The 20,918-nt window shown below is 36.7% G+C and carries 23 protein-coding genes; 19 read left to right on the forward strand and 4 right to left on the reverse strand.

Going from position 1 to position 20,918, the window contains the following annotated elements; all coding sequences use genetic code 11:
* The first annotated feature begins 20 nt into the window (after nucleotides 1-20).
* Nucleotides 21-326, forward strand: a complete 306-nt coding sequence (locus tag FT993_RS03545; protein WP_147861168.1) for a hypothetical protein — start codon at nucleotides 21-23, stop codon at nucleotides 324-326.
* 24 nt (nucleotides 327-350) lie between these two features.
* Here FT993_RS03545 and FT993_RS03550 read toward each other — a convergent pair whose 3' ends face one another.
* The 3 genes from FT993_RS03550 to FT993_RS03560 form a co-directional block, all read right to left on the reverse strand.
* Nucleotides 351-665 carry a hypothetical protein gene (locus FT993_RS03550; protein WP_147861169.1) on the reverse strand — a complete coding sequence of 105 codons (315 nt, stop codon included), beginning with the start codon at nucleotides 663-665 and terminating at the stop codon, nucleotides 351-353.
* A 183-nt stretch (nucleotides 666-848) separates the two neighbouring features.
* Complete coding sequence (locus tag FT993_RS03555) at nucleotides 849-2,402, reverse strand: terminase large subunit domain-containing protein (protein ID WP_147861170.1); 1,554 nt, start codon at nucleotides 2,400-2,402, stop codon at nucleotides 849-851.
* Nucleotides 2,386-2,988, reverse strand: coding sequence for a hypothetical protein (locus tag FT993_RS03560; protein WP_147861171.1), 603 nt, complete (start codon nucleotides 2,986-2,988; stop codon nucleotides 2,386-2,388). The genes FT993_RS03555 and FT993_RS03560 overlap by 17 nt, the downstream gene beginning before the upstream one ends.
* Before the next feature lie 102 nt (nucleotides 2,989-3,090).
* Here FT993_RS03560 and FT993_RS03565 point away from each other — a divergent pair, with 102 nt between their 5' ends.
* From FT993_RS03565 to FT993_RS03645, 18 genes are all read left to right on the forward strand, one after another.
* On the forward strand, nucleotides 3,091-3,444 hold the full coding sequence (locus FT993_RS03565; RefSeq protein ID WP_255504411.1) for a hypothetical protein: 354 nt from the start codon (nucleotides 3,091-3,093) through the stop codon (nucleotides 3,442-3,444).
* Entirely contained in the window at nucleotides 3,444-4,787 is a 1,344-nt protein-coding gene (locus tag FT993_RS03570; RefSeq protein WP_147861172.1) for a hypothetical protein, read from the forward strand. The genes FT993_RS03565 and FT993_RS03570 overlap by 1 nt, the downstream gene beginning before the upstream one ends.
* Nucleotides 4,787-5,725: a DUF6712 family protein gene (locus tag FT993_RS03575; protein WP_147861173.1), complete on the forward strand. Its 939-nt coding sequence runs from the start codon at nucleotides 4,787-4,789 to the stop codon at nucleotides 5,723-5,725. The genes FT993_RS03570 and FT993_RS03575 overlap by 1 nt, the downstream gene beginning before the upstream one ends.
* Nucleotides 5,726-5,776: 51 nt before the next feature.
* Entirely contained in the window at nucleotides 5,777-6,871 is a 1,095-nt protein-coding gene (locus tag FT993_RS03580; protein WP_147861174.1) for a hypothetical protein, read from the forward strand.
* An 11-nt stretch (nucleotides 6,872-6,882) separates the two neighbouring features.
* Nucleotides 6,883-7,635 (forward strand): hypothetical protein, encoded by a 753-nt coding sequence (locus FT993_RS03585; RefSeq protein ID WP_147861175.1) that lies wholly within the window; start codon nucleotides 6,883-6,885, stop codon nucleotides 7,633-7,635.
* Nucleotide 7,636: 1 nt separating this feature from the next.
* Nucleotides 7,637-9,109 (forward strand): hypothetical protein, encoded by a 1,473-nt coding sequence (locus tag FT993_RS03590; RefSeq protein WP_147861176.1) that lies wholly within the window; start codon nucleotides 7,637-7,639, stop codon nucleotides 9,107-9,109.
* Nucleotide 9,110: 1 nt separating this feature from the next.
* Nucleotides 9,111-9,359: a hypothetical protein gene (locus FT993_RS03595; RefSeq protein ID WP_147861177.1), complete on the forward strand. Its 249-nt coding sequence runs from the start codon at nucleotides 9,111-9,113 to the stop codon at nucleotides 9,357-9,359.
* Nucleotides 9,356-9,652: a hypothetical protein gene (locus FT993_RS03600; RefSeq protein ID WP_147861178.1), complete on the forward strand. Its 297-nt coding sequence runs from the start codon at nucleotides 9,356-9,358 to the stop codon at nucleotides 9,650-9,652. Before FT993_RS03595 ends, FT993_RS03600 begins: the two co-directional genes overlap by 4 nt.
* Nucleotides 9,653-9,674: 22 nt before the next feature.
* On the forward strand, nucleotides 9,675-10,058 hold the full coding sequence (locus tag FT993_RS03605) for a hypothetical protein (protein ID WP_147861179.1): 384 nt from the start codon (nucleotides 9,675-9,677) through the stop codon (nucleotides 10,056-10,058).
* Nucleotides 10,055-10,201, forward strand: coding sequence for a hypothetical protein (locus FT993_RS12260; protein ID WP_187240745.1), 147 nt, complete (start codon nucleotides 10,055-10,057; stop codon nucleotides 10,199-10,201). The genes FT993_RS03605 and FT993_RS12260 overlap by 4 nt, the downstream gene beginning before the upstream one ends.
* Nucleotides 10,198-10,608 (forward strand): D-Ala-D-Ala carboxypeptidase family metallohydrolase, encoded by a 411-nt coding sequence (locus FT993_RS03610; protein WP_147861180.1) that lies wholly within the window; start codon nucleotides 10,198-10,200, stop codon nucleotides 10,606-10,608. Before FT993_RS12260 ends, FT993_RS03610 begins: the two co-directional genes overlap by 4 nt.
* On the forward strand, nucleotides 10,602-11,096 hold the full coding sequence (locus FT993_RS03615; protein WP_147861181.1) for a hypothetical protein: 495 nt from the start codon (nucleotides 10,602-10,604) through the stop codon (nucleotides 11,094-11,096). Before FT993_RS03610 ends, FT993_RS03615 begins: the two co-directional genes overlap by 7 nt.
* A gap of 88 nt (nucleotides 11,097-11,184) precedes the next feature.
* Complete coding sequence (locus FT993_RS03620; RefSeq protein ID WP_147861182.1) at nucleotides 11,185-11,961, forward strand: hypothetical protein; 777 nt, start codon at nucleotides 11,185-11,187, stop codon at nucleotides 11,959-11,961.
* Nucleotides 11,961-12,464 carry a hypothetical protein gene (locus FT993_RS03625; RefSeq protein WP_147861183.1) on the forward strand — a complete coding sequence of 168 codons (504 nt, stop codon included), beginning with the start codon at nucleotides 11,961-11,963 and terminating at the stop codon, nucleotides 12,462-12,464. The genes FT993_RS03620 and FT993_RS03625 overlap by 1 nt, the downstream gene beginning before the upstream one ends.
* Nucleotides 12,465-12,543: 79 nt before the next feature.
* Nucleotides 12,544-13,038, forward strand: coding sequence for a hypothetical protein (locus tag FT993_RS03630; RefSeq protein ID WP_147861184.1), 495 nt, complete (start codon nucleotides 12,544-12,546; stop codon nucleotides 13,036-13,038).
* Nucleotides 13,028-15,736 (forward strand): phage tail tape measure protein, encoded by a 2,709-nt coding sequence (locus FT993_RS03635; protein WP_147861185.1) that lies wholly within the window; start codon nucleotides 13,028-13,030, stop codon nucleotides 15,734-15,736. The genes FT993_RS03630 and FT993_RS03635 overlap by 11 nt, the downstream gene beginning before the upstream one ends.
* Nucleotides 15,736-17,814, forward strand: coding sequence for a BACON domain-containing protein (locus tag FT993_RS03640; RefSeq protein ID WP_147861186.1), 2,079 nt, complete (start codon nucleotides 15,736-15,738; stop codon nucleotides 17,812-17,814). The genes FT993_RS03635 and FT993_RS03640 overlap by 1 nt, the downstream gene beginning before the upstream one ends.
* On the forward strand, nucleotides 17,811-19,610 hold the full coding sequence (locus tag FT993_RS03645) for a hypothetical protein (RefSeq protein WP_147861187.1): 1,800 nt from the start codon (nucleotides 17,811-17,813) through the stop codon (nucleotides 19,608-19,610). The genes FT993_RS03640 and FT993_RS03645 overlap by 4 nt, the downstream gene beginning before the upstream one ends.
* Here the strand turns inward: FT993_RS03645 and FT993_RS03650 are convergent.
* Nucleotides 19,607-20,917 carry a site-specific integrase gene (locus FT993_RS03650; protein WP_147861188.1) on the reverse strand — a complete coding sequence of 437 codons (1,311 nt, stop codon included), beginning with the start codon at nucleotides 20,915-20,917 and terminating at the stop codon, nucleotides 19,607-19,609. The two genes, FT993_RS03645 and FT993_RS03650, sit on opposite strands and share 4 nt — an antisense overlap.
* Nucleotide 20,918: the final 1 nt, after the last annotated feature.

Here is a 20,918-nt window from a genome sequence, read left to right on the forward strand (position 1 = left end):
AACGCTTAAAAATATAAAAAATGAGACTTTTTTTAGTGCCTAAAAACCTTACAACTGACCCAAACAACAAACAAGGGCAAATCGGAATTTTTCATTCTAAAGATGAAGACATAATAACCCTTAAATTTCCAGATGACCAACTTTGTAATTATTTTGAAGAAGCTTTAATAGAGGTTGAAGATGACGTTTTTTATCCAGAATTTATTTTTCAAACTCAAAATAATTTTATTTTAAGTTTAATTGCACAAGGTAAAATTGATGCAAAGGAGCTCGCTAAGAAAGAGCTCGAAAGAAGATATCTAGATGTACATTTAAATAGGAAATAAGATTATTTAAAATTAAAACAGCCGCTAAATAGCGGCTGTTTTTTTATTTAGGAAGTAAGCATATTCCAATTCAGATTCTACTACAATATTACCCTCTTGATCTTCTTTGGGTTCTGTACTATATCCAAAATTTTTAAAACCAAGATCTGTGAGTGCTTGGTATACGTCATCTTGATAAATAAATGTGCTAGGCAGCACACACGTGACTTGTTTGTAAATTTCCCGTAGCGTTAGTTTTACGGTGTATTCATCCGCTTCAAGCGGACTATTTATAGGGTCATAATTAGATTCTAAAAACTTTTTAATTTCTAAATTCCATTCGGTTTTTGGTACAGACATAATTGGTGAGATTTATATTTTAGTCATTATCATTTTTAAAAACTTAAAGCGTTGTTTTTCAATATGTTAACTCGTTTATCAAAATTAAATTTTATCAAATGTTCGCCGATTGAACACGCCGTAACCTATACTGCTATGACTTATGCCGTTTCATATTTAAGGGAAATATGAAACGGGATTGTGTCAAAAAGTTGAGAGTGGTAAATCTTCGGTCTTTAAATTATTACCAGAAAATTTATTCCAAAACATTTCAAAGATAGGATAGTCAAACGTATCGCTCAGGTGAGTGGCGTGCTCCTGCTCTACTCCCTTCCTTTGCTCTGACCTCTTATCTTTTTCAAGACCACGCCCTCGATCATAGGCTTCGGCGTGTTCCATTGAAACTATAAGGTTAGGGCAATTAACTTTATTAATTCTAATTTTAGGCAGTAGCTTACGTCCATCATCTTTTAGCATTACGTTAATTAATCTAAACTTATCAATGTAACTAGGATTAAGCCCGGTTGTCATATTGTGCACAGTCCAGCCGTGGTTTTCCATTATTTCTTTTGCCTGGTCCGCAAAGGTCATCTTACTATTTGCTGTGCGGTTATTACCCGTCCTGTCGTAATAAAAATAAACAGTCTTATCTAGATGACTTGAATAATAGGGTAGGAATTCTTCAATAAACAGATGATCTAAGATTTTAGGAGACTTCACATAAAATTCTTTTAGAACACGCCAAGTGTTATCTTGTAATTGATGCACAGTCATTGCGTTAATGTTAGCTCCCCAGTCCACAGAAATTATCAGCGGATCGCTTTTAATTACATCTGCATCTTGTTTTGAGTTAAAATGCTTGTCTTGGCTCGTTAAAGGTTCACCATTAAGGTCGCAAAGCGGAATACTCTCAAGGTAACTATTATCCTTATCTGTATAGTAATGATCCTCTGTAAGCTGCGGGTAAAAACCATCGGCAATTTCTTTAGGTCGTATATTCAGCATTTCTGCATTATAAATAAGATCACTAGAATAAGAATCACGCATATACTCAAAATAGTCAGGCCTTACATTTGCCAAATTCCAATGCGCCGTAGCAGAATGAAAAAAGTATTCATTAGGTTTTTTCTTTGCCAACTCTTCCCCATCAATAAACCATTTCCCTTTCTTAGTTAGTGGTGTAGAGCTAACATAAGTTTCAGAAAGCAACCAAGGATTATTAGCACCATAAATATCTGTCTTGGCAGCCCGGTTGGTATTCTTTACATTAATAGAAAGTTTTTCGTTATCTAACAGCGCTGCCTCATCTGCAAGAATCCCCGAAGAATTTATACCACGACCACCATTAGAGCTATTCGGATTATCAAGCCCCACCAGTTGAAATACAGTACCGTTACTAAAATGTATGATGTTTTTCCAGTGGTTAGGCTTTTCGTATGGCATTTTAAAACCTAGTCTCTTACCCTGGCTAGACCCCACCACATAATCAACATCCTCATAAATACCAAAAAACTCAAGCGCCGCCTTTGTAGATTTAAGCGTATTACTCAAAACTTGCGCATAAGTATTACCTACCAAAATAAAAGTAGCACGAGGCAAATGCTTAACCATCATCAACATAAAATAAGCTAGAATAGTACTCTTACCAGTACCACGACCCCACTCTAAAAACTTTACCTTTTGTTGTGCCATAATAGCAACCATCTGGGCAAAATTAAGCGTTATTTTTCTGCGCTTGCCTCTAATCTTCTTGCTCATCTTCAACACTATTTATCTCCTCAAAATCAATTTCAAGAGTATCGCTATTCACATTCATATTCACAGCACCACCCGCCAATATTTGTTGTATAAGCTTCTCATTCTTTTTAGAGATAATTATATCATAATCTTGAGCAGCAATTTTCTCTAGATCAATAGGCGAGTCCATTTCGTGTAAGCCTAGCAGCTTATCCATTTCCTTATCAATTTTTGCTGCCAACTCATAATTCTTATCCTTTAAGGCAAGTTGCAGTAATTTGCTTTTTCGCTCATAAGAAATATAACGATGCGCCTCTTTATCAAACCGCTTAAAAGAACCAAAAAGCATCTCGCAACGTTGTATATCACGATATGCAGTAGCTTGGCTTATACCAAAGGTCTCCATAAGCATTTTTTTAACCTGCTCTGGGCTTCTCCACTCTAGCATACCTACAAAAGCAGCCTCCCATCTTTTTTTAAGCTCTTTATCGGTATCGCTAAGCCTTTGTAGTTTAATCTCATCTGGTGTCTTATCATCCATATAAAAAGACAAGATGTTCTCAAAATGCGTGTTGCTGCTCGCAACTTTTAATTCATTACTAGCCAAATTTCTAAGTTTTACCATAAAAATCAACATAACCACCCATCAAAAAAAGGACATCAAGCGGTTGTCCTTTTTTTTAGCAGTTACCTAGGCCATATTCGTAATATGAAAGAAACCGTGTATTTAAAAGATGTGCTTAAAGAAATGCGAACGCTAAACCAAGAAGGCTTAGCCGTAAGGTTTGACATAGCCTACCGCAGCTTTAATCGTAATAGCAAGACAGGCGGTAAGATGTACCGCTACCAAAATGCAAAACTGGTAATGAATGAAAAGCCAATAGACCCCACGAGTCTATTTGCATTACAAAACTTCAAGCCTAAAGAAAAACGTGAGATAGTAAAGAAAAACCCTAACCATTTCACCAACAAAACAAGAAATATAAAGCTTGAAAACGGCCAAATAAAAAAAATAAACATCAAATACATTATAGAGTTTAACGGCAAAAACGTAATACCATAATGACAAATATAAAATCAGTTTCAAACTACTTAACCTTTGGACTAGGAAAGGCTGCAGCATTTCGTATAGACGAAAAAAAAGATCATACCAGCGTAAAACCAAAAGAAACAAATAGCCAGAGTAAAATTGCAAAATGGGGCGATGACAACCGCTACCCGCAAAACTTCCTAAAAATGGTAAGAAAAAATGGTGCTGCCGGTGCTTCTTACAGATTTTTAAAAGCAACACACTACGGCCAAGGCTTTAAACTTCACGAAGTTGATGCTACAGATGACGGCAAAGAGCAAAAAAAAGTAGTTCCACTAGCCTCGCAAAAAGAAATCAATGAGTTTTTTAAACGCAGCAAAATGCAGCGAGTATGGTTAGAAATAATACACGATTTAGAAACCTTTACCCTGGCTTTTCCAGAGTTCACCATCACCAACGACTATTCTGAAATATACACCGTAAGAAGGCAACCCACCGCAAAGTGGCGTTTTGAAAAAATGAATCCTAAAACAGGACTTATAGAGCACGCCTACTTCTGCCACAATTGGCAAGCCAATACCAACCCAGAAGACAAAGAATATGTAAAAAAGGTAGCAGTTGTAGACAGTTATCTATCTGCAGCTGAAATCAAAGAATATTGCAAAGCAAAAAAAATACACAAATTTGTAATGCCTATTTTCTATCCTTTAATGGATGAAATCTACTACCCAGAACCCGACCACCATTCGCCTTACCGCAATGGCTGGATGGAAGTCGTAAATAACATACCAGCATATAAAAAAGCATTCTCAAAAAACCAGCTTAACATCAAACATATGGTGTACATAAGCGAGGAGTATTTCACAAGAACATACGGCCAAGACTGGGATAAATTTACAACCGATAAAAAACAAGAAATAAGGCAACACCTTTCAGACTCAATAGACGATCACCTATCCGGTAACGAAAACGCAGGAAAGTCTATACAATCAACCGTTTTTAAAGACCGCGAAGGCAAATGGGTAAAAGGCATAGAGGTAGTACCGCTTAAAAATGAAGGCAACGATGGTGACGGCAAAGGACTTTTAGATGCCGGCACTGGTAATCAAGAAATAATGAATGCAATTGGTACAGACCCCAACCTAATGGGCACGGGCATACCTGGCAGTAAACTAGGTGGCGAAGGAGGCAGCAACAAACGCGAAGCATTCAGCATCTTAAACTCGCTATTCAAATCTAAGCGCGAAATTACCCTAGACATCTGGCGCCTTATTAGAGATTACAACGGCTGGAATCAAAACTTAGAAGGAGACTTTGCCGTAAACAACCTCACAACATTAGACAAAAACCCAACGGGAACACAAAACGAATTATAATGGCTACACTAGTAAAAGACATAGATACGGTAAAAAAGCACGCAACAGTAAACTTCAATACAAATTTTAATGTGTTGCAGCCTCACATCCGTCAAGCGGAAAGAAAACACTTAAAACCCGCTATAAGCAAAGAACAATTACAAAACTTAGCAGCAGGAAACAATACAGGCAAAAAACTAGAAGTACAAGAACTACTAGAAGAAGCATCGGTTAACCTAGCACTTTTGCGTTATTCAAAAACAGCAATCATAAGCATTGGCAACAACGGCCTGTTAATTACCACCGCCGCAAATGCAAAACCTGCAGAGTGGTGGCAAGTAAGAGATTTGCAAAGAGAGCTATACAAAAGCGGCACAGACGCAATAGATGAAGCACTTGAAATAATGGAAGAAAATACCGCAGACTTCCAAGAATGGCAACAATCAAGCAGTTATACAAAATTTAAAGAGTTATTTACCCACACTACCGCAAGCTTTCAAAATTGGTACAACATTAATAACAGCCGCATAACCTTTTTGCAGCTTCGGCCACACATTAAAAGAACAGAAGATAAATACTTTAAAGCCTTACTGGGCCAAGATACAATAACGCAAATCAAAGAGGCAAGCAGCGATGAAGAGAAAGAGGCCTTAAAAATTTGCCAAGCAGCGCAAACAATGCTCACAATTGCAGAAGTAGCAGATGAAGGCCTATTCCTGCTCACAAAAAACGGACTAATGCTTATGACAGATGAAGTGCAGGGAGAAAGCAAGCAAGGCATAAGCACACAAGAGCGCGAACACTTAAAATTTAAAAAGCAACAAGACGGCAATGAGTATCTCAAGCAGCTCTTGAAATTGCTCAATAGCAACTTACAAACCTTTTCACACTTTGCAAATAAGCAAAAAACAGAGGCAATAAAAACAACCTACAACAAGAAAAGCTTACTAAGCATTTAATGTCCTTTTTTTTAAAAGCCAATAGCGCAAAATTGCATAAAAATAATCAAGATGCCCGCAGCAAGACCATCATCAAATTTTAAAGATAAAACAAATATAACCCCCTCGGTTAACAGAAAAACAGAAGCAACAGCAGAAGACTTTCAAGAAGCGGGGCAAATATTTGACGATCACGCAAACCGCATAGATCAATTAGAAAATGAACTCTACCACCAAGATTTCATTGGCTATTTTTCTAGCCTAGCCAGTTTGCAGGCAAACTACCCAACCGCCCCAGATCAATCTTTTGCAATAATTGTAAACGGCGCAAATGTACCGCAAGAAATATACAGGTACATCAACAACACTTGGACAGCCTCACAAACCTACAAGGCTATTCTTACCTACCCAACAAAGGCAGACTTCCCAAACCCCGGGCAAGAAGAAACCTTATACTTTGCAAAAGACAATAAAAAATCTTGGTTGTGGTATGACAGCAAGTATAATGACATCACACCAGTTGGCGGAGCTGCCGGTGCTGTCACCGCCTCAGACGTTGCTGTAGACTCTACCCTACTCGCGCAAACAGATGGCGCCACACAAGAAGAAGTTAACGAAGACTTTGACACCGCTATAACCGCAAATGAGCAGCAAGCAGAAGAAAACCGCACAGAGCTTGAGAGCCTTAACGCAGCGGCTGTTAAAACAACCGCACAAACATTAACGCCTACAGAGCAACAACAAGCAAGAGAAAACATTAAGGCAGCGTCAATCCCTATTTATACAGATTGGCAAGATTTCACCTATTCTTCTAATGCTACACTATCTGGGCGAGAGCAATTAAAATATAAGAAGATAGGCAACCGAGTTTTGCTAAAAGGTGGCGGAGAAATGAACGATAGTGCAAATTTAGTGCATATAGGTACTTTGCCAGCCTCACACGCTCCAGATGTGCCTAGAACCTTTGTTTACGATATGCAGACCTTTATAATGCGTTTGCAAATAGACGAATATGGAGCCGTTTTTTTGATGCGCAATGGCACAGGAAATAAGTCTTTTTACATCGATATAGAATTTATACAAGAAATTAATTATGTAACCCCTGTTAACCCAAGCACACAGCAGTTTATCCAACAAGGTTTCATCGAAGATGGTTTCATCGAATAACACAATTTATTATGCAACAAAAAAATATTAGAGAATTTAATGGGCAGCAATATACCACACAAGAGGCTGCCGAATGGTTAAAAGAACTAGACGACAGAACAAAGTCTAACGAAAATGGTTATAATTCTGTAGGAGAGTTGGTGGGTAAAGTGAAAGAAACAGAAGATAATATTGATGAAATTTCTGAGGTAAAAAGTATATCAACAAATCTGCTAAACAAAGATTTATTTGTGTTAGATGAAGCGTATGACAATGTAGATGGTACTATTTTTGCATCGGCAGGACGAGGTAGAACACATAAGTTAGATTGTTTACCAGGTCAAAATTACACTTTCACAGGAGGTAAAGCGGATTATTTATATGCATTATTCTGGGATTCCACAGACAACTTTCTATCCTCTGTAAATCTTTCTAGTGGAATAGATACCACTTTTACGCCTATTGCAAATGCTGCAAAAATGGCGTTTAATTTTGCTAATTCTGACGCATCAGATTATGTAGACACTTTGCAACTTAATGAAGGTGATCAGGTGCTTCCTTATGAGTCTTATAATAACTTGAGTAGAAAAATTAAGAAATCTGCCTTACCAAAATATATAGGCGGAGAAGCCTACGACCAAACCTTAAACACGACAGATAGTGTTGAATTTGCTAGTGTAAGGGTTTCTGGACTAGAATTAGATTTACCTACAAGCTCATCAGGTTTAGCTGCTGGTCAAGCTTGGGTTGATACATCGGCAGGAAATGTAATTAAAATTGTGTAAAATGAAAGTAGTATTTCTTCCAAAGAATAATGTAAGTGCTAAGGTGTGTAATTTTAAATGGGGAGCTAAAGCAGCTATAAGTCAATGTACAGATTTATATTCAACTCCTTCATCTAATGCTGCTGAAATGATAGGGTTGAAGTATAACATTAAGCCTACTTTTTTTATTCGTGTTCGTGATGCTAAACCTTTAGGGGAAAATGGTGTTGAAAGAACAGGTAGGTGTGGTTTTGGCGTTTATTTTCAAACATCGCAATGGCATAATGGCACAACGGTCGAAACTATTCCAGACTATTACAGTGCAACTTGGTCAAGTGCAGGTGCATCAGCTTTCGCAAATGTGATTGCTGGTAATTCTAAGCCTAATAGATACCCTAATCACGGTCAAGAGTTATATGATGTAAGTGGTGGGGTATATGGTTATGACTCTGTTAATCAAATTGCAGGCAGTAATAACCTAGATGAAATTAAACTTCTTGCTGAAGATTCTTCAAATGAGTTTTTTAAAAAAATCGGAAAAAACCCTTCATCTCTTAGCTATCAAAATGGAAAAAATGAATGCGCACCCTTTATGATTGATTATTTTTTGTTTGGCAGAAATTCCAATAGTACTTCGCCAAGTGCAGATGGGCGAACAGCTTATGGTTATGATAAAAATAATAGTCAGTTTTTAGGATTTCCAAATCAAGCTTTTTCTCGATTAGACAGGATTAATCAAGCAGCTACCACAAGGTTTTGGGATAATGGGAAAAATATAACACACGTTGAATCGCAAGTTGCTAAAGCAATTTTAGAAGGGGGTTGGTATAACGATTTTATTCATTATCATAGCGCATATAGTCAAGGTACTTTTGATACCATTGAAAATATGTATAATGCGATTAATACGCAGATAGGCTCAGATTTAGTTTGGCGATGCAGTTATGGTGAGGCAGCAGAATATTTCTTTTTACGTGAAGCTATTGATTTAGTTGTAGCTAATGAAAAAGCAAATAAAATAAGGGTTTTTCTTAAAGTTTTAGAAACTTTTAATTTTTCTTTTGATAAAATAAACACTCCAATTAGTGTAGAAGTAGACCTAACAGGTACCTATTTACAAGGTAAGGAAGTTAAGTGCGCTCAAGGTACGGTTTTAAAAAGTTCTGCAAATAAAGTAGTGATTACCACAAGACTTAAAAATCTTACAAATGGAGTTTATTCTTTCGTGTTAGAAGAAAGTGCAGAAGATGTATCAATTAATTTGAATGTGCCAACGGCAACAAAATCTGTAAATGGTGATATAGTAACAATCACTACTGATTTGCCTACAAAAGCGGTTTTGTTTTCAAAAAATGATGCGACTGCATATAACTATCAAGTTAATGAAAGAATTAATGAGTTTTCTACAGAACATATTTTTGACATTTCTAATTTAACAGGGGCTGTTGTAGGTTTTATCACCGCAAATGAACAATCAAATTTAATACAAATATAAAATGAAAACAATTCTTAAAAACATCGCTCAAGGCGGATTGCTGCACGTAATAATAGCGGCAATACTATTCGCCATTTTTGAAAAAACAGAAGATACCCACGCTATAGCTGCAATTGTAAGTCTAGGCGCAATCATCACCTACGTGATTATCAACTGGGTGAGAAACTACAGTAAAAACGGCTGGCACTACTTTCAAATGGGTGTAGGCGTTATTGCAGCAGCATTCATTATAATAAAAACTGTATTATGAAAAATTTTATCCGCGAAAGCATCGCAAAAATCAAAAAAGAACGCTGGCACTTGCACGCGTTAGTGGCCTTCTTAATTGCTTTATCAGCAAATGTGTTATTTCTATCTCCTTATAAGCCCTTTTATATGGCATTAGGAGTGGCATTCCCCGTATTTTTTCTATCGTGGTTCTGGGAAGAATACCACAAAAAAACAAGCAAAGCAAAGTTCTCGTGGAGCGATATAGGAGTCGGTACCTTGGTAGCCTTCCTATTCACGCTCTTATATCAATTAATAAAGCAGCACCTTTTTTAAGCTGCGCAAAAAACACCTAACAATGAAATTCATCACAGAAAATTTAAGCGTATTGGTGCCCTACCTGGCATCTGTAGTAACCTTTTTTGGAGGTTACAAGCTTAGAAAAATTAAGTTAAAAACAAGCGAGGCAGATGCTTTGAGTAATATTCAAAAGGTATATGACACCCTAACCGAGCAGATAAAAGACGAAGTGGCAAATTTGCGTGATGACCTTAAAGAAGTGAAAAGCGAGAATAGAGATCAGCGCAAAGCTTTAATCTTATTGCAAGAAGATAACCGCAGTTTGCATAAGCAAATATCTAGCCTTATGAGCGAGAACAACGCCTTGAAGATGGAGTTGGCAAAATTGAGAAATGAAAACAAGCAGCTAGTAGAGCAGCTTCAAAAATACAAGCGAAAATGAGTAATGAGAAAGCAATAGAAATTCTATCCGCAATGAACGCCTGGAGGCGAAACGATAGCGATGAGCCTAAACCAATGCCGTATAGCCCGAGTGAATTTGGAGAGGCTATAGATCACGCTATAGAAAAACTACAAGAGTTATGAATCTAAATCATCAAATTACAGAAAATTTCAAGCTTAGCGAATTTGTCTTAAGCGACTTCTATAATGATGAGCAGCAGCAAAGAGTAATTAATTCCTTGACCCCTCAAATTATTGCTAACATTCAGCAATTAGCAGAAAACTTGCAAACAATTAGAGATGAAATTAATGCGCCTATTTCAATTAATATAGCTTTTAGGCCAGTATGGTGGGAGCACTTGCAAGGGCGCAGCGGTAGGAGTCAGCACACCCTAGGCAAGGCCGCTGATATTGTTTGTTCATTGCTGCCTAGCGAGTTAAGAAAAGTGATCTTTAGACTTATTAAAGAACGTAAAATTAAGAATGGCGGTGTAGGCTCTTACAGAACCTTCACGCATTATGACATTAGAGAAACCCCAGCAAGATGGTAAGAATCATAAAAATAATACTACTTATTTTGGCCGCTGTGGTCTTAACCTCCTGCCGGAGTAAAAAAGTAGTAAGCGAAGAGCGCGAAGTAGTGAAAGTAGACACTATCTTTCAAGAAAAAAAAGTGGTAGATACCCTTATTGTAGAAAAAGTTAAGGAGGTAACCAAGCCCGTATATTTTGAAACAAAAATACCTTGCAACGAGAACCAAAGCGGAAAAATAGGCAGCGGTGAGCATTACACAGAATACGAGATAAAAGATGGTGAGCTGTACTTGAAAACAAATATAGATAGCCTAGTAAATAGCAAAGAAGCTTACTACCGGTCAAAATTTGTAGCAGACAGTATAAGCATAAGAAAGCAATTAGAAGAAAAATACAGCTCCCAAGAACGTATAAAAGTGTACGTTTACCCTTGGTGGGTCTGGTTACTCGGCGCAGGAATGTTAATCTTTGCCGTGCTGTGGGTCCGCTCCAAATTTTTGCCGTAAATTTATATATGCTAGAAATAATCTTATATATAATCGGTTGGCTATTTGGTCTTTGGGTGTTATCTAACCTTAAAAACATTTATAAAAAATGGTAATAGATATTAAAATTCCGCAAAGCTGGGATGATCTTACAGAAAGTCAATTAAGACAAATAGCATTAAACCTTGAGCAATTTCGAGAAATGCCAGAGAGCTTTCAAAAATCAGCTAAAGGCATCAACCGCTTGTATGCAAAAATCATAAAAACCTTATTGTCAAAAAACAATTTCATAAAGCGTTATTTTGCTTTTAGGCAAATACCCCCAGCAAATTACTTAGATCATTTAAACTTTGTGCTTTTGCAAAACAACCGCCAAAAATTTCCTTCGGCTTTTTACATAGCGGCAAAAAAATACGTTGGTCCTTCACCAAGGTTACAAAACCTAACAATCAAAGAATTTTCTTTTGCAGATGCAATGTATTATCAGTATAAAAAAACACAAAACATTCATTTTCTTAATTTATTATGCGCAACGCTTTATCGCCCGGTAGACAAGTTAGACACATCAGGCATAGACAAAAGAAAGCCTTTTAACAAGATTACCACCCAGCAAGCTGCACCAAAAATTAGCCGCCTATTACACAGTAAAAAACTAGCAATTTTATATGCTTATGAAGGCTCTAGAAATTATATAGTAAGCCTATACCCTAGCATATTTCCAAAATCAGAAACTACACAAGAAGAAGCTTACACGCCTTTTGGTAAACTATTACATTATAAAATAGGCTTTGACCCATATAAGATTAAAGATACAGAAATGCTTAACCTACATGATTTTTTTAGCATATATGAGAATGAATTGAAAGAACTTCAAAACCAAAAGTAATGAGACCTACGCACAAACCTATTATAGACTACCTAGAAAATCTAAACAAGCAGTTGGTAGATTTTCAAGAAGACTCTTTCTTTAGAGTAGACCTAGATGAGCTTTTTGGTGCCTTTCGCTCGGGTATTAGCTTACCTTGTATGACCGTAGAATCACCAGAGGCAGATGCAGCAAATAGCACAGTAAGCGCATCAGCAATTGCTCGTCATCCCGCTTTTACAATTTTACAAGCCCCACAAAATGGTAATTTTGCAGAGCAAAACACAATGTTAGATCAATGCGAACAAATAGGCCTAAAGATTATAGCAAGAATGCGCCTAGATGCCAGTAACCCAGAAACTATAATATATAACAAGTTTAAAGCCAATAGCGTGAAATATGTAAAGGTAGGTCCTATTTTTAATGAGCAACTTTACGGCTACCGCTTTAGCTTTACTTTAGAAGATAATGAGCCACTTAAAGTAGATGCAGCAGATTGGCTAGACTTACAAACTACCTGCTAAATAAGCCCCGTTTACACGGGGTTTTTTAATGTCCTTTTTTTACACCCCTACTCTTGCCAAATTGCTTAAAAATAGCAGAATGGCCAGAAATCCAGAACAGCAAAAAATATACAATAAAGAACGCTACATTGGTCGTAAAGCGGCAAAAATGGCGCAAGACTATGTGTTGCAGCTGCTCAAGCAGCAATTACACATTCGCAATCAAGGTGACCCCAAAAAAAATATAAAACCCATTCTAGAAGCCACAAAAGTGCGTGCAAAAATGGGTAACTATCGCTTATTGGGTTTAAATTTCACTTCTTCAAAAATTGGTTTTATTCTGCATTACGGCCACGTTGGTACAAGGGGCGCTTCAACCGTAATTTTAGAGGCACAGCGCTACCATAAAAACGCTACCCAAAGAAAGGCTACCCAAGTAGACCTGCCAGCAAAAGAATTCTACAATAATATTTATGCAAAATCTGGTGCATTAGACTATCTCGTGAAAGCACTCGCAGAAACCAGAATAGATGCTATTAAAGCAACTGTAAATAGTCTAGTAGTACAACTTAACACTCAAGAAAATGGCAGTTAATAACTCGCAATTTAATCTTACCATACGCGTAAATGGCAAAGAAGTAAAAAATACGCTTAATGGCGTAGGCAAAGAACTAAGGTCTTTGCGCGCCCGTACAAAAAATTTAACCGAGGGGACAGAAGAATGGTATAAGGCCAATAAAGAATTGGCAAAAACCGAGAAGATATATGATGATCTTAAGAAGAACCAACGCGAACTTTTAAACGAGACGAAAAAAAGCATCGCCGCTCAAGAAGATCAAAATGCCGCTTTCGCTGATTTTTCAGATAATGTAGGTCAAGCTTTTGCAGCCCTAAGAACGGGTGATTTAGTAGGTTTTAGAGCTGCAATGTTAGGAGTTGCAGGAGGCCTAAAGGCAGCAACAAAAGCAGGTCTTGCGTTTATAGCAACACCTATAGGGGCAACCATCGCGGCGCTGGGTACAATTGCCTTTGCCACCAAAAAATGGTTTGATTACAACAAGGCGGTGAGCCAAACCATTAAACTCACAGAGCAGCTTACAGATTTTAGCGGTGAGCGGCTTTCGCAATACAGAGCATCTGTACAAGCCACGGCAGATACTTTTGATAAAGATTTTAACGATGTGTTAAGAGCCGCCAACAACCTTTCAAAACAGATGGGTATTACTCAAGAAGAATCGCTTGAGCTCATTAATCAAGGTTTTGTGAGGGGCGCAGATGCGCAAAACGATTTCTTAGACAAGGTAAAAGAATATCCTGTACAATTTAAGAATGCCGGATACTCTGCACAAGATTTTATAGATATTGCCACCCAAGAAGCAACTGGTGGCATATATGGTGATAAGCTTTTAGACGCCATTAAAGAGGCAGATTTATCGCTAAAGGAGTTTACAAACACACAGCGCGAAGCACTAGAGAACGCATTTGGAAAAAAGTTTGCAGACGAAATGGCAAAAGGTTTAAGCGAGGGTAGCATCACCACACGAGATGCCCTTAACCTAATTATGCAAAAGTCTGATGAAATGGGGCTCAACCTGCAGCAAAAACAACAATTAGTTGCAGATGTCTTTAAAGGTGCGGGTGAAGATGCAGGAGGTTTTGAAGAAATTCTTAACCAAATAAACGAAGCCTTTTCAGAACAAAATAAAGAGCTAAGCGAGACAGAGCGCAGCACACAACGCCTTGTCACCGCAAATAAAGAATATGAGCAAGCATTAGCCAGCCTTTTTGATGCTTCGCAGTCTGGTTTTCCCGCTATGCTCAACAACCTAAAGTCTATTGGTACAGAAATTTCCACCAATATACTTACAGGAATTAAAAGAATGTTCACCGGTATAGAACAGCTTAAGCAGCAAGCCGGTTTAAAGGGGCAAAGTGATGCCGTTAAACAAATTGTTGAGAACACTAAAGAATTTGGCACCACATTCGCCGAAGAGGCTCAAATACAAATGGATGCCACCGCTAAAAATATTGAGCGGTTATCAAAAAAAGTGCAAGAGCAAAAAGATAGTTGGTTTGGTTCTTCTAAAAAATATGAAGAAGAGCTCGCCGAACAAAAAGCCTATTTTGAAGAACTTAAATTAATAGCCCAGGGAGAAAGCCAAGAGCTGCAAGTTTATCTAGATGAAATTAAATTTGGAGAAAGCAACACCGGTACTTATACACCAACTCAAGATAAAAACAAAGAAAAAGCTGATAAGAAGGCAGAGAAAGAAGAGCAGGATAAACTAGACAGAATAAGAAGATTTGAAAAGCTAAAAAAAGCTTTATTAAATGAAATTGAATTACAAAATGAAGAGGAAGAGCAAGCAAAAGAAGAGTTAAAGGAGGAGCAGCGTTATGAAAAAGAACAAGCCGCACTAGAGGATTTAAAGTTAACAAAAGAAGAGCAAGATGCCCTGTTGGAGTTGATGGAAGAGAGCCACCAAAACAGAATGTTGGCCATACAAGAAAAATTCCAAGAAAAAAGAACAGCAGAAAATCAAAAGTTTTATGATGATCTTATTGCAGCTCAAGAAAACTTAGAGGCAGCAAAGAGCAACGCCATGGCGATTGGTATATCAAATTTAAAAAACTTCTTTGGAGATTTTGAAGGTATATACAAAGCGTTATTTTTACTTGAAAAAGGATTAGCTATTGGCGAAATTATCACCAATTCATCAAAGGCAATTGCCGTGGCAAAAGCCAACCTAGCTACCATACCCGCATTTTTACCACCCGGTATACCAAACCCTGCCTTTGCTTTAGCAGCTGCTACAACTTCAAGTCAAATATTAGCTACCAAAATTACCGCTGCAACTCAGATTGCCTCAATCGCTGGCCAAACCCTAACAGGATTTGCAGATGGTGGTTTTACAGATATGTTTGGTCAAGGCTATAAAGACGCTACAGGCCACGAAGTAGCCGGTGTTGTACATACAGGCGAGTATGTGGTGCCAAAAGTTGTGCGGCAAGACCCAGAGGTTCCGCAAATTCTTAATTACTTAGAAACCAAAAGAAAAAAGAAATTAGGATTGTATGCAACTGGTGGTGAAACCAATCAAAGTACTTCATCTTCAAATCAAGATTATATAGATAATAATAATATGCTAATGCAAATGATGCAAGCATTTATGAATAAACTAGATCAACCACTAGAAGCCCCTATTTATTTTGGTCCAGAAGCCGAATTAAAAAGACAAGAGCAACAAAAAAAACTAGAACAAATTATAAATAACTCAAAAATTAAAAAATAATGGCTACTCCTATTTTTAATCCTGCGGTACTATCTTACAACTACCAGAAAAATTCAGGCTTGGTGCCTAGCCAACAGTTCACCATATTTTTAGGCGACAACCCTAACTTAGATTTTCAACTTAACACGTTGCAGTTAACTGGCCCCAATTGGCTTACCTTTATTTTTGATAAGTTTACCTATGATGGCAATAATAAGGTTGAGTATGCATTCTTTAACATAGCCATTAATCCGCAATTTGCAGATAATCTTGCCGTTGGCTATCATCAAGATAATGTTAATTTTAGTATCAAATTCACCGATACTGCTTTGCCGTTAGGTACTTTTACCTACTCAAAAACTACTACTGCAAATGTTCAAGTATCAGAATATCAACAACTAGAGGTAAACCCCACACAATTTAATTTTAATGAAGTAGTGGGTAACCCCAACCCGGCAGCCGTTTATTTTACTATACAAACACAAAACAACTGGTCTATTACACCCAACCAAAATTGGTTAAGTTTTAGCGCTACAAATGGTTATGGCAATGACACTATAGCGCTCTTTGTAGATATTTCTGGTCTTGCAAAAGGTTATTACACTGCCAGCTTCTTGGTAGACGATGGTAACACGACAAAAACAGGAAATGTAGCCATTAATATGGCGGCAAATGGTCAAGAAGAAGAGTTTTTATTGGCTACGCCAAATGCTCTTCAATTTTCTATTGAATATTTAGAGGCAGCTACCACCCAAAAAAATATTGTAATACAAACCTCGCAGCCCGTAAGCATAAGCACCACAGAAAGTTGGTTAAACCTACAGCAAACCAACTTTGCTGCAGGAACACACATTTTAAATGTCAACTTACAAAACACATCAAATTTAGCTATTGGCAGCTACCCTGCAACCATTAAGCTAGATAATGGCATAAAAGAAGAATATATAAATGTGTTGCTCATTGTAAGTAAAGAAGAAGTAAGCGGTCTTTATAATGGAGCCTTTTACTTTTCAGAATCACGCCCAAAACTCGTGTTAACCACTCCCAATCAAAATAAAGAGGCGGTGCTAGATTATACCGTACAAGCCACTAGAGGGATTAAGAAATACCAACAGAAAGTACCTTTTTACAACAATAATTTAAATAGGGTAATAGGTCAAGAAACCAATTTGCTTTTGCAAGCAGAATCTTTACCAAATGTAATTATTACCAGCTTTGTCGCCATGTTAAATCCGTTGCAAATGGCTTTAGAAATTTCAGATAAATACATAAATGGTTTAGAGCTTAATCATCGTATAAACTATGGTAACTTAAGATTTATAACGGGATTAAATCCGCTTCAAGCGCTTAAAGAAGATTTTATAGAGATGCACATTCTGCGCTATATAACCGTTAATGGCTCTGGCAATCAAGGTCAAGGCGAGGCACCTATTGGTCCTATTGCCCCAGCTTCTTTACCGCACGAATATAGGCTTACGCATTTACCTTTAAAGGTTTATGCACCAAAAGACGGCTTGTTGGCTTTTTCATTTTATAGCGATAATACGCCCGCCCAATGCGATTTAACCTTTGTAGATTTAGAAGATAATGTATCGGTTAGCTTTATACCTAATCCTATTCGCGCAGATTTAATTACTTGCTTTATCAATTTAAATGATTATGATCTTGAGCCTGGGGAGCAACTACAAATAGCTTGTAGCCTTATAGAGTGTACGGTGGTTATTAAAGAAAGCAAGCTACCTACCACTCAAATAATTTTTGAAAATCAGTGGCAACTGCCAGAGATTTTTAATTGCACGGGAGAGGTAGAAGTAGATTTTCAAGAAGACTCAGAAACCACAACTATAAGCGTAGATGGTAAAGAATACACCAAAATTTTAGAGAGCAAAACCCCTCAAAAATTTAGAATAAACACGGGTAACATCTATACCGAAGAAGAAGTAGCACAACTAACGCGAATTTTAGAGTCTAAAAAAATATGGATTAAAATTGGTGATTATAAATATGAGGTGGTGCGAAATTTCTCTAGTCTAAAAAAACACGCTACTAGAAGAAATGAGAGAGAATTTATTTTAACTTTTGAAACCGCATTGGTATGATTTTACTGCAAGCTCCTACTTTTCAAATAGACTTAAGTGCTTATGGTGTAAAGCTTAATGAAGAAAGCGATTTATTTTCAGACAACATCTATAAATCTTATAGTTTACCATTTACCATTAAAGCAGATGAAGAGCTATTGGTAAAACTTGGTTTGCCAACTTTGGGTAATATACAAAACATTAACCAAGAGATAAAATGCCGTATTGTATTACCTAACCGCCATTTACCAGCAACCTTATTTTTAGGTGAAATGAGAAATCACAACCTAGAGTGCAATATTACCTATGGTAAAAATAACCTTGCTGTATATGATGTAGCCCTTAAAGATTTGCCTTGGCCCTTTATAATTCCCAACGAGCCACTTATAGATTTTGCAAAAAATCAAACACAAAACTCTTGGCCCAACAGCCAAATGGCTTTTCCTGTTGTGTATGCTCCAGATATCGTAAAGGGCGATGAATACGATAAATTCTTAGGTTTTGTAAATAATTATGACACGCAAAATGATAAGTATATAGAAAACGAAATTGTACAAGAGCAAGATGATCAAGGCGCAAACATAGATGTGTATTACAATAAAAACGTGATGCTGCCTATGCCTTATCTTCTAGAAATTGTAAAAATGGGTTACGCACAAGAAAATAAAAAGGTGGTGGGTGCCGCCTTACTAGATGAAGATTTAAAAAGAGCGGTTTACTTTCCTAAAGGTTACTTAGAGAAATTTGCGGCAAACGAGTATGCGCAAATAAGTTTTACAACCCGATCTGGTGTAGATAGACTTACTCCGAATTCACCGCTTTACAATGTGTATGATTACCGCTTTACCCCAACCAAACAAGGCACTTATAAATTAGACTTATTTATAAATTTACCTCCTGGGCTTGCCTCGGCTTTTTTTCTTACGGTCTTTAGAGAAGATGCACTTTCTCAAGCTTTAACCGCTGTTAAAAGCTACCAATCTTTTAACACGCGTGTGCAAATACAGGAAACGCTAACCTTTAATGTAGAAATTCAAGATACTTTAGACCCCGTACTGGTAAGGTTGGCTATACCCTACACAGATGTAAATATTGAAGAATACAACAGTTTAGAGTGGAAATATGACGAAGGTAGATTAAATGTATTCCCACAAATTTTTAACCTTGCCAATTTTATGCCAGATTTAAAATTTGGCGAGTTTATGAATGAGTTAAAAAACTGGTTGAATCTTGATGTAGATGTACAAGAAAATTATGTTAAAATAGATTTTGTAAAAGACTCTATATTACAACGCCCAAAAGTAAATCACGAACATTTAGAACTGGTAAGCCCGTTATGGCGAAATAACAATAACAGAGTTTACGTGCTTAAATATTCAAATGGCGATGAAATATATTATGACAAAACGGGTCAAGTATATCAAAAACCACGTGATGGGCAAGAAGCTATAAATATAGATATGGATGTACAACCCTTAGAGGTAGAAAGCAATAAAAGTATAATTACCGCCAAAGCTCCAGAAGAAAGGGCAAAAATAGATTTTATCTTGCACGATGCCCCTAGCGTATTTGTTAACCCGAAAATAGCTGAAAATTTAAGTTTGCAAGAAGTGGCAACAAAAAACTGGTTCCCTTGGCTTCGCTTTCGCGTTAATTCAAAAACTTGTAAAGAAGAATTTGAATGCAGCATACACGAAGAAGTAGAGCTTAAACCTTTAAGCTACAAGTATAAAGAACTACTCATTATAAAGAAGTTAAACAAAAAGTTTTTAAGTGAGAAACGTATGCGTGTAGAGATAGAGGCCGAGTCTTTCTAAATATCTAAAGTGTAAATGTCGCTATGATCTGCCGGGATAGATCGCTTATGTTTACGCAAATAATTTTTTATGCCGCTTACAGACCTATGCCCTGTAAGTGGCATTAGTTTAAACAAAATTTCTTGTTCACCCATACCTTTATCAACCAAAGAGTTATAAAGATTAAGAATAGCCGTGTGCCTTACAGAATAGAGGCTGTAATAACGACCATAACCAAGTTCATTTTTAATGTCGCGAAAACGTTTAGAAAAATGATCTACCCGGCTTTTTAATTTGGCACCATTCCACTCTGCCGGTTTACCTTCTGCGGTAAATAAGTGATAGTTTGCAGGGTATTTATCTATTTGCATTTCATTTAAGGTAGGCTTTATTTTATGAATTAAGCGCCTATAACTCAGTAATTCGGTTTTTGTTTTAACACTTAAAAAAAAGTTTTCGATATCAATATCTCCTACTTTTAGTCTACAAATCTCTATAGGTCTTAAAATAGGGTAAATCATAAACCTTAAAAAATGCAATAAGTAAGGATCATTTTTTAAAATGTATTTTTTAATATCATCTAATTCTTTAACCGTAAAAGCTTTGTTGTTCACCGGTTCTTGATCTACTTTAGGTACTTGCTTAATAAAGTTTAAAGGTATAAAACGCTCGTCTTGTAAGATAGTAAAGAGAGAAGATAAAGAGCGTTTATGATTATTTATCGAAGTACCACTTAAACCTTTTTTAGTTTTTTGATTTACATAATCAAAGCGTAAAAAATCCCAAAATTCATAAAACTTATCAATATCAAAATCTTTGACATCAAGCCCTAAATAACCATTTTTATAAGCCCAATCTTTAAATCTATTAAGATGAAAGTTGTACCCATTTAGGGTAGCTTCAGCTTTATTTGCCTCTAAAATTTTATAGGCATACGCCAAAGCTTTTTCTAAGGTAATAGACTTTCTATTTATTTTTTTTGAAGAAGCTATATTTTTAGTAACAGGATTCCACCCTCTTTGTAAAGCCGACTCAATAGCTTGTTTTAAGCTTTTAGCTACTGCCTCTCGCTCTTTAAGTGTTTTATAGCGATTGATGCCTTTTTGATACTGAAATTTCTTTTTAAATTTACCCGTATTCTCATCCCGCCAGTAAAAATAAACGTGCCACCTTTTTTTAAGAGTAACCTTACCATCTATTTTTGGTTTATAAATGCTAATTTTAGAATAGGGTTTCTTTTTCATTTCAACATCAAAATATACCGTTTCCACGGATTGTTTTATATGTTCGTTTTTAGTCGCATTTTTATTTTTTGATTTCTTTCTCATC

Source organism: Mesonia sp. HuA40, assembly GCF_008017835.1.
In the GTDB taxonomy this organism is placed as follows: Bacteria; Bacteroidota; Bacteroidia; order Flavobacteriales; family Flavobacteriaceae; genus Mesonia.

What these genes read in the sequence shown, in the direction of transcription:
- FT993_RS03645 (WP_147861187.1), top strand. Translation starts at nt 17,811, where the DNA reads ATGATTTTACTGCAAGCTCCTACTTTTCAAATAGACTTAAGTGCTTAT.
- FT993_RS03545 (WP_147861168.1), top strand. Translation starts at nt 21, where the DNA reads ATGAGACTTTTTTTAGTGCCTAAAAACCTTACAACTGACCCAAACAAC.
- FT993_RS03595 (WP_147861177.1), top strand. Translation starts at nt 9,111, where the DNA reads ATGAAAACAATTCTTAAAAACATCGCTCAAGGCGGATTGCTGCACGTA.
- FT993_RS03575 (WP_147861173.1), top strand. Translation starts at nt 4,787, where the DNA reads ATGGCTACACTAGTAAAAGACATAGATACGGTAAAAAAGCACGCAACA.
- FT993_RS03585 (WP_147861175.1), top strand. Translation starts at nt 6,883, where the DNA reads ATGCAACAAAAAAATATTAGAGAATTTAATGGGCAGCAATATACCACA.
- FT993_RS03605 (WP_147861179.1), top strand. Translation starts at nt 9,675, where the DNA reads ATGAAATTCATCACAGAAAATTTAAGCGTATTGGTGCCCTACCTGGCA.
- FT993_RS03625 (WP_147861183.1), top strand. Translation starts at nt 11,961, where the DNA reads ATGAGACCTACGCACAAACCTATTATAGACTACCTAGAAAATCTAAAC.
- FT993_RS03550 (WP_147861169.1), bottom strand. Translation starts at nt 665, where the DNA reads ATGTCTGTACCAAAAACCGAATGGAATTTAGAAATTAAAAAGTTTTTA.
- FT993_RS03555 (WP_147861170.1), bottom strand. Translation starts at nt 2,402, where the DNA reads ATGAGCAAGAAGATTAGAGGCAAGCGCAGAAAAATAACGCTTAATTTT.
- FT993_RS03620 (WP_147861182.1), top strand. Translation starts at nt 11,185, where the DNA reads ATGGTAATAGATATTAAAATTCCGCAAAGCTGGGATGATCTTACAGAA.
- FT993_RS03580 (WP_147861174.1), top strand. Translation starts at nt 5,777, where the DNA reads ATGCCCGCAGCAAGACCATCATCAAATTTTAAAGATAAAACAAATATA.
- FT993_RS03630 (WP_147861184.1), top strand. Translation starts at nt 12,544, where the DNA reads ATGGCCAGAAATCCAGAACAGCAAAAAATATACAATAAAGAACGCTAC.
- FT993_RS03640 (WP_147861186.1), top strand. Translation starts at nt 15,736, where the DNA reads ATGGCTACTCCTATTTTTAATCCTGCGGTACTATCTTACAACTACCAG.
- FT993_RS03650 (WP_147861188.1), bottom strand. Translation starts at nt 20,917, where the DNA reads ATGAGAAAGAAATCAAAAAATAAAAATGCGACTAAAAACGAACATATA.
- FT993_RS03570 (WP_147861172.1), top strand. Translation starts at nt 3,444, where the DNA reads ATGACAAATATAAAATCAGTTTCAAACTACTTAACCTTTGGACTAGGA.
- FT993_RS03635 (WP_147861185.1), top strand. Translation starts at nt 13,028, where the DNA reads ATGGCAGTTAATAACTCGCAATTTAATCTTACCATACGCGTAAATGGC.
- FT993_RS03610 (WP_147861180.1), top strand. Translation starts at nt 10,198, where the DNA reads ATGAATCTAAATCATCAAATTACAGAAAATTTCAAGCTTAGCGAATTT.
- FT993_RS03565 (WP_255504411.1), top strand. Translation starts at nt 3,091, where the DNA reads ATGAAAGAAACCGTGTATTTAAAAGATGTGCTTAAAGAAATGCGAACG.
- FT993_RS03590 (WP_147861176.1), top strand. Translation starts at nt 7,637, where the DNA reads ATGAAAGTAGTATTTCTTCCAAAGAATAATGTAAGTGCTAAGGTGTGT.
- FT993_RS03615 (WP_147861181.1), top strand. Translation starts at nt 10,602, where the DNA reads ATGGTAAGAATCATAAAAATAATACTACTTATTTTGGCCGCTGTGGTC.
- FT993_RS03600 (WP_147861178.1), top strand. Translation starts at nt 9,356, where the DNA reads ATGAAAAATTTTATCCGCGAAAGCATCGCAAAAATCAAAAAAGAACGC.
- FT993_RS12260 (WP_187240745.1), top strand. Translation starts at nt 10,055, where the DNA reads ATGAGTAATGAGAAAGCAATAGAAATTCTATCCGCAATGAACGCCTGG.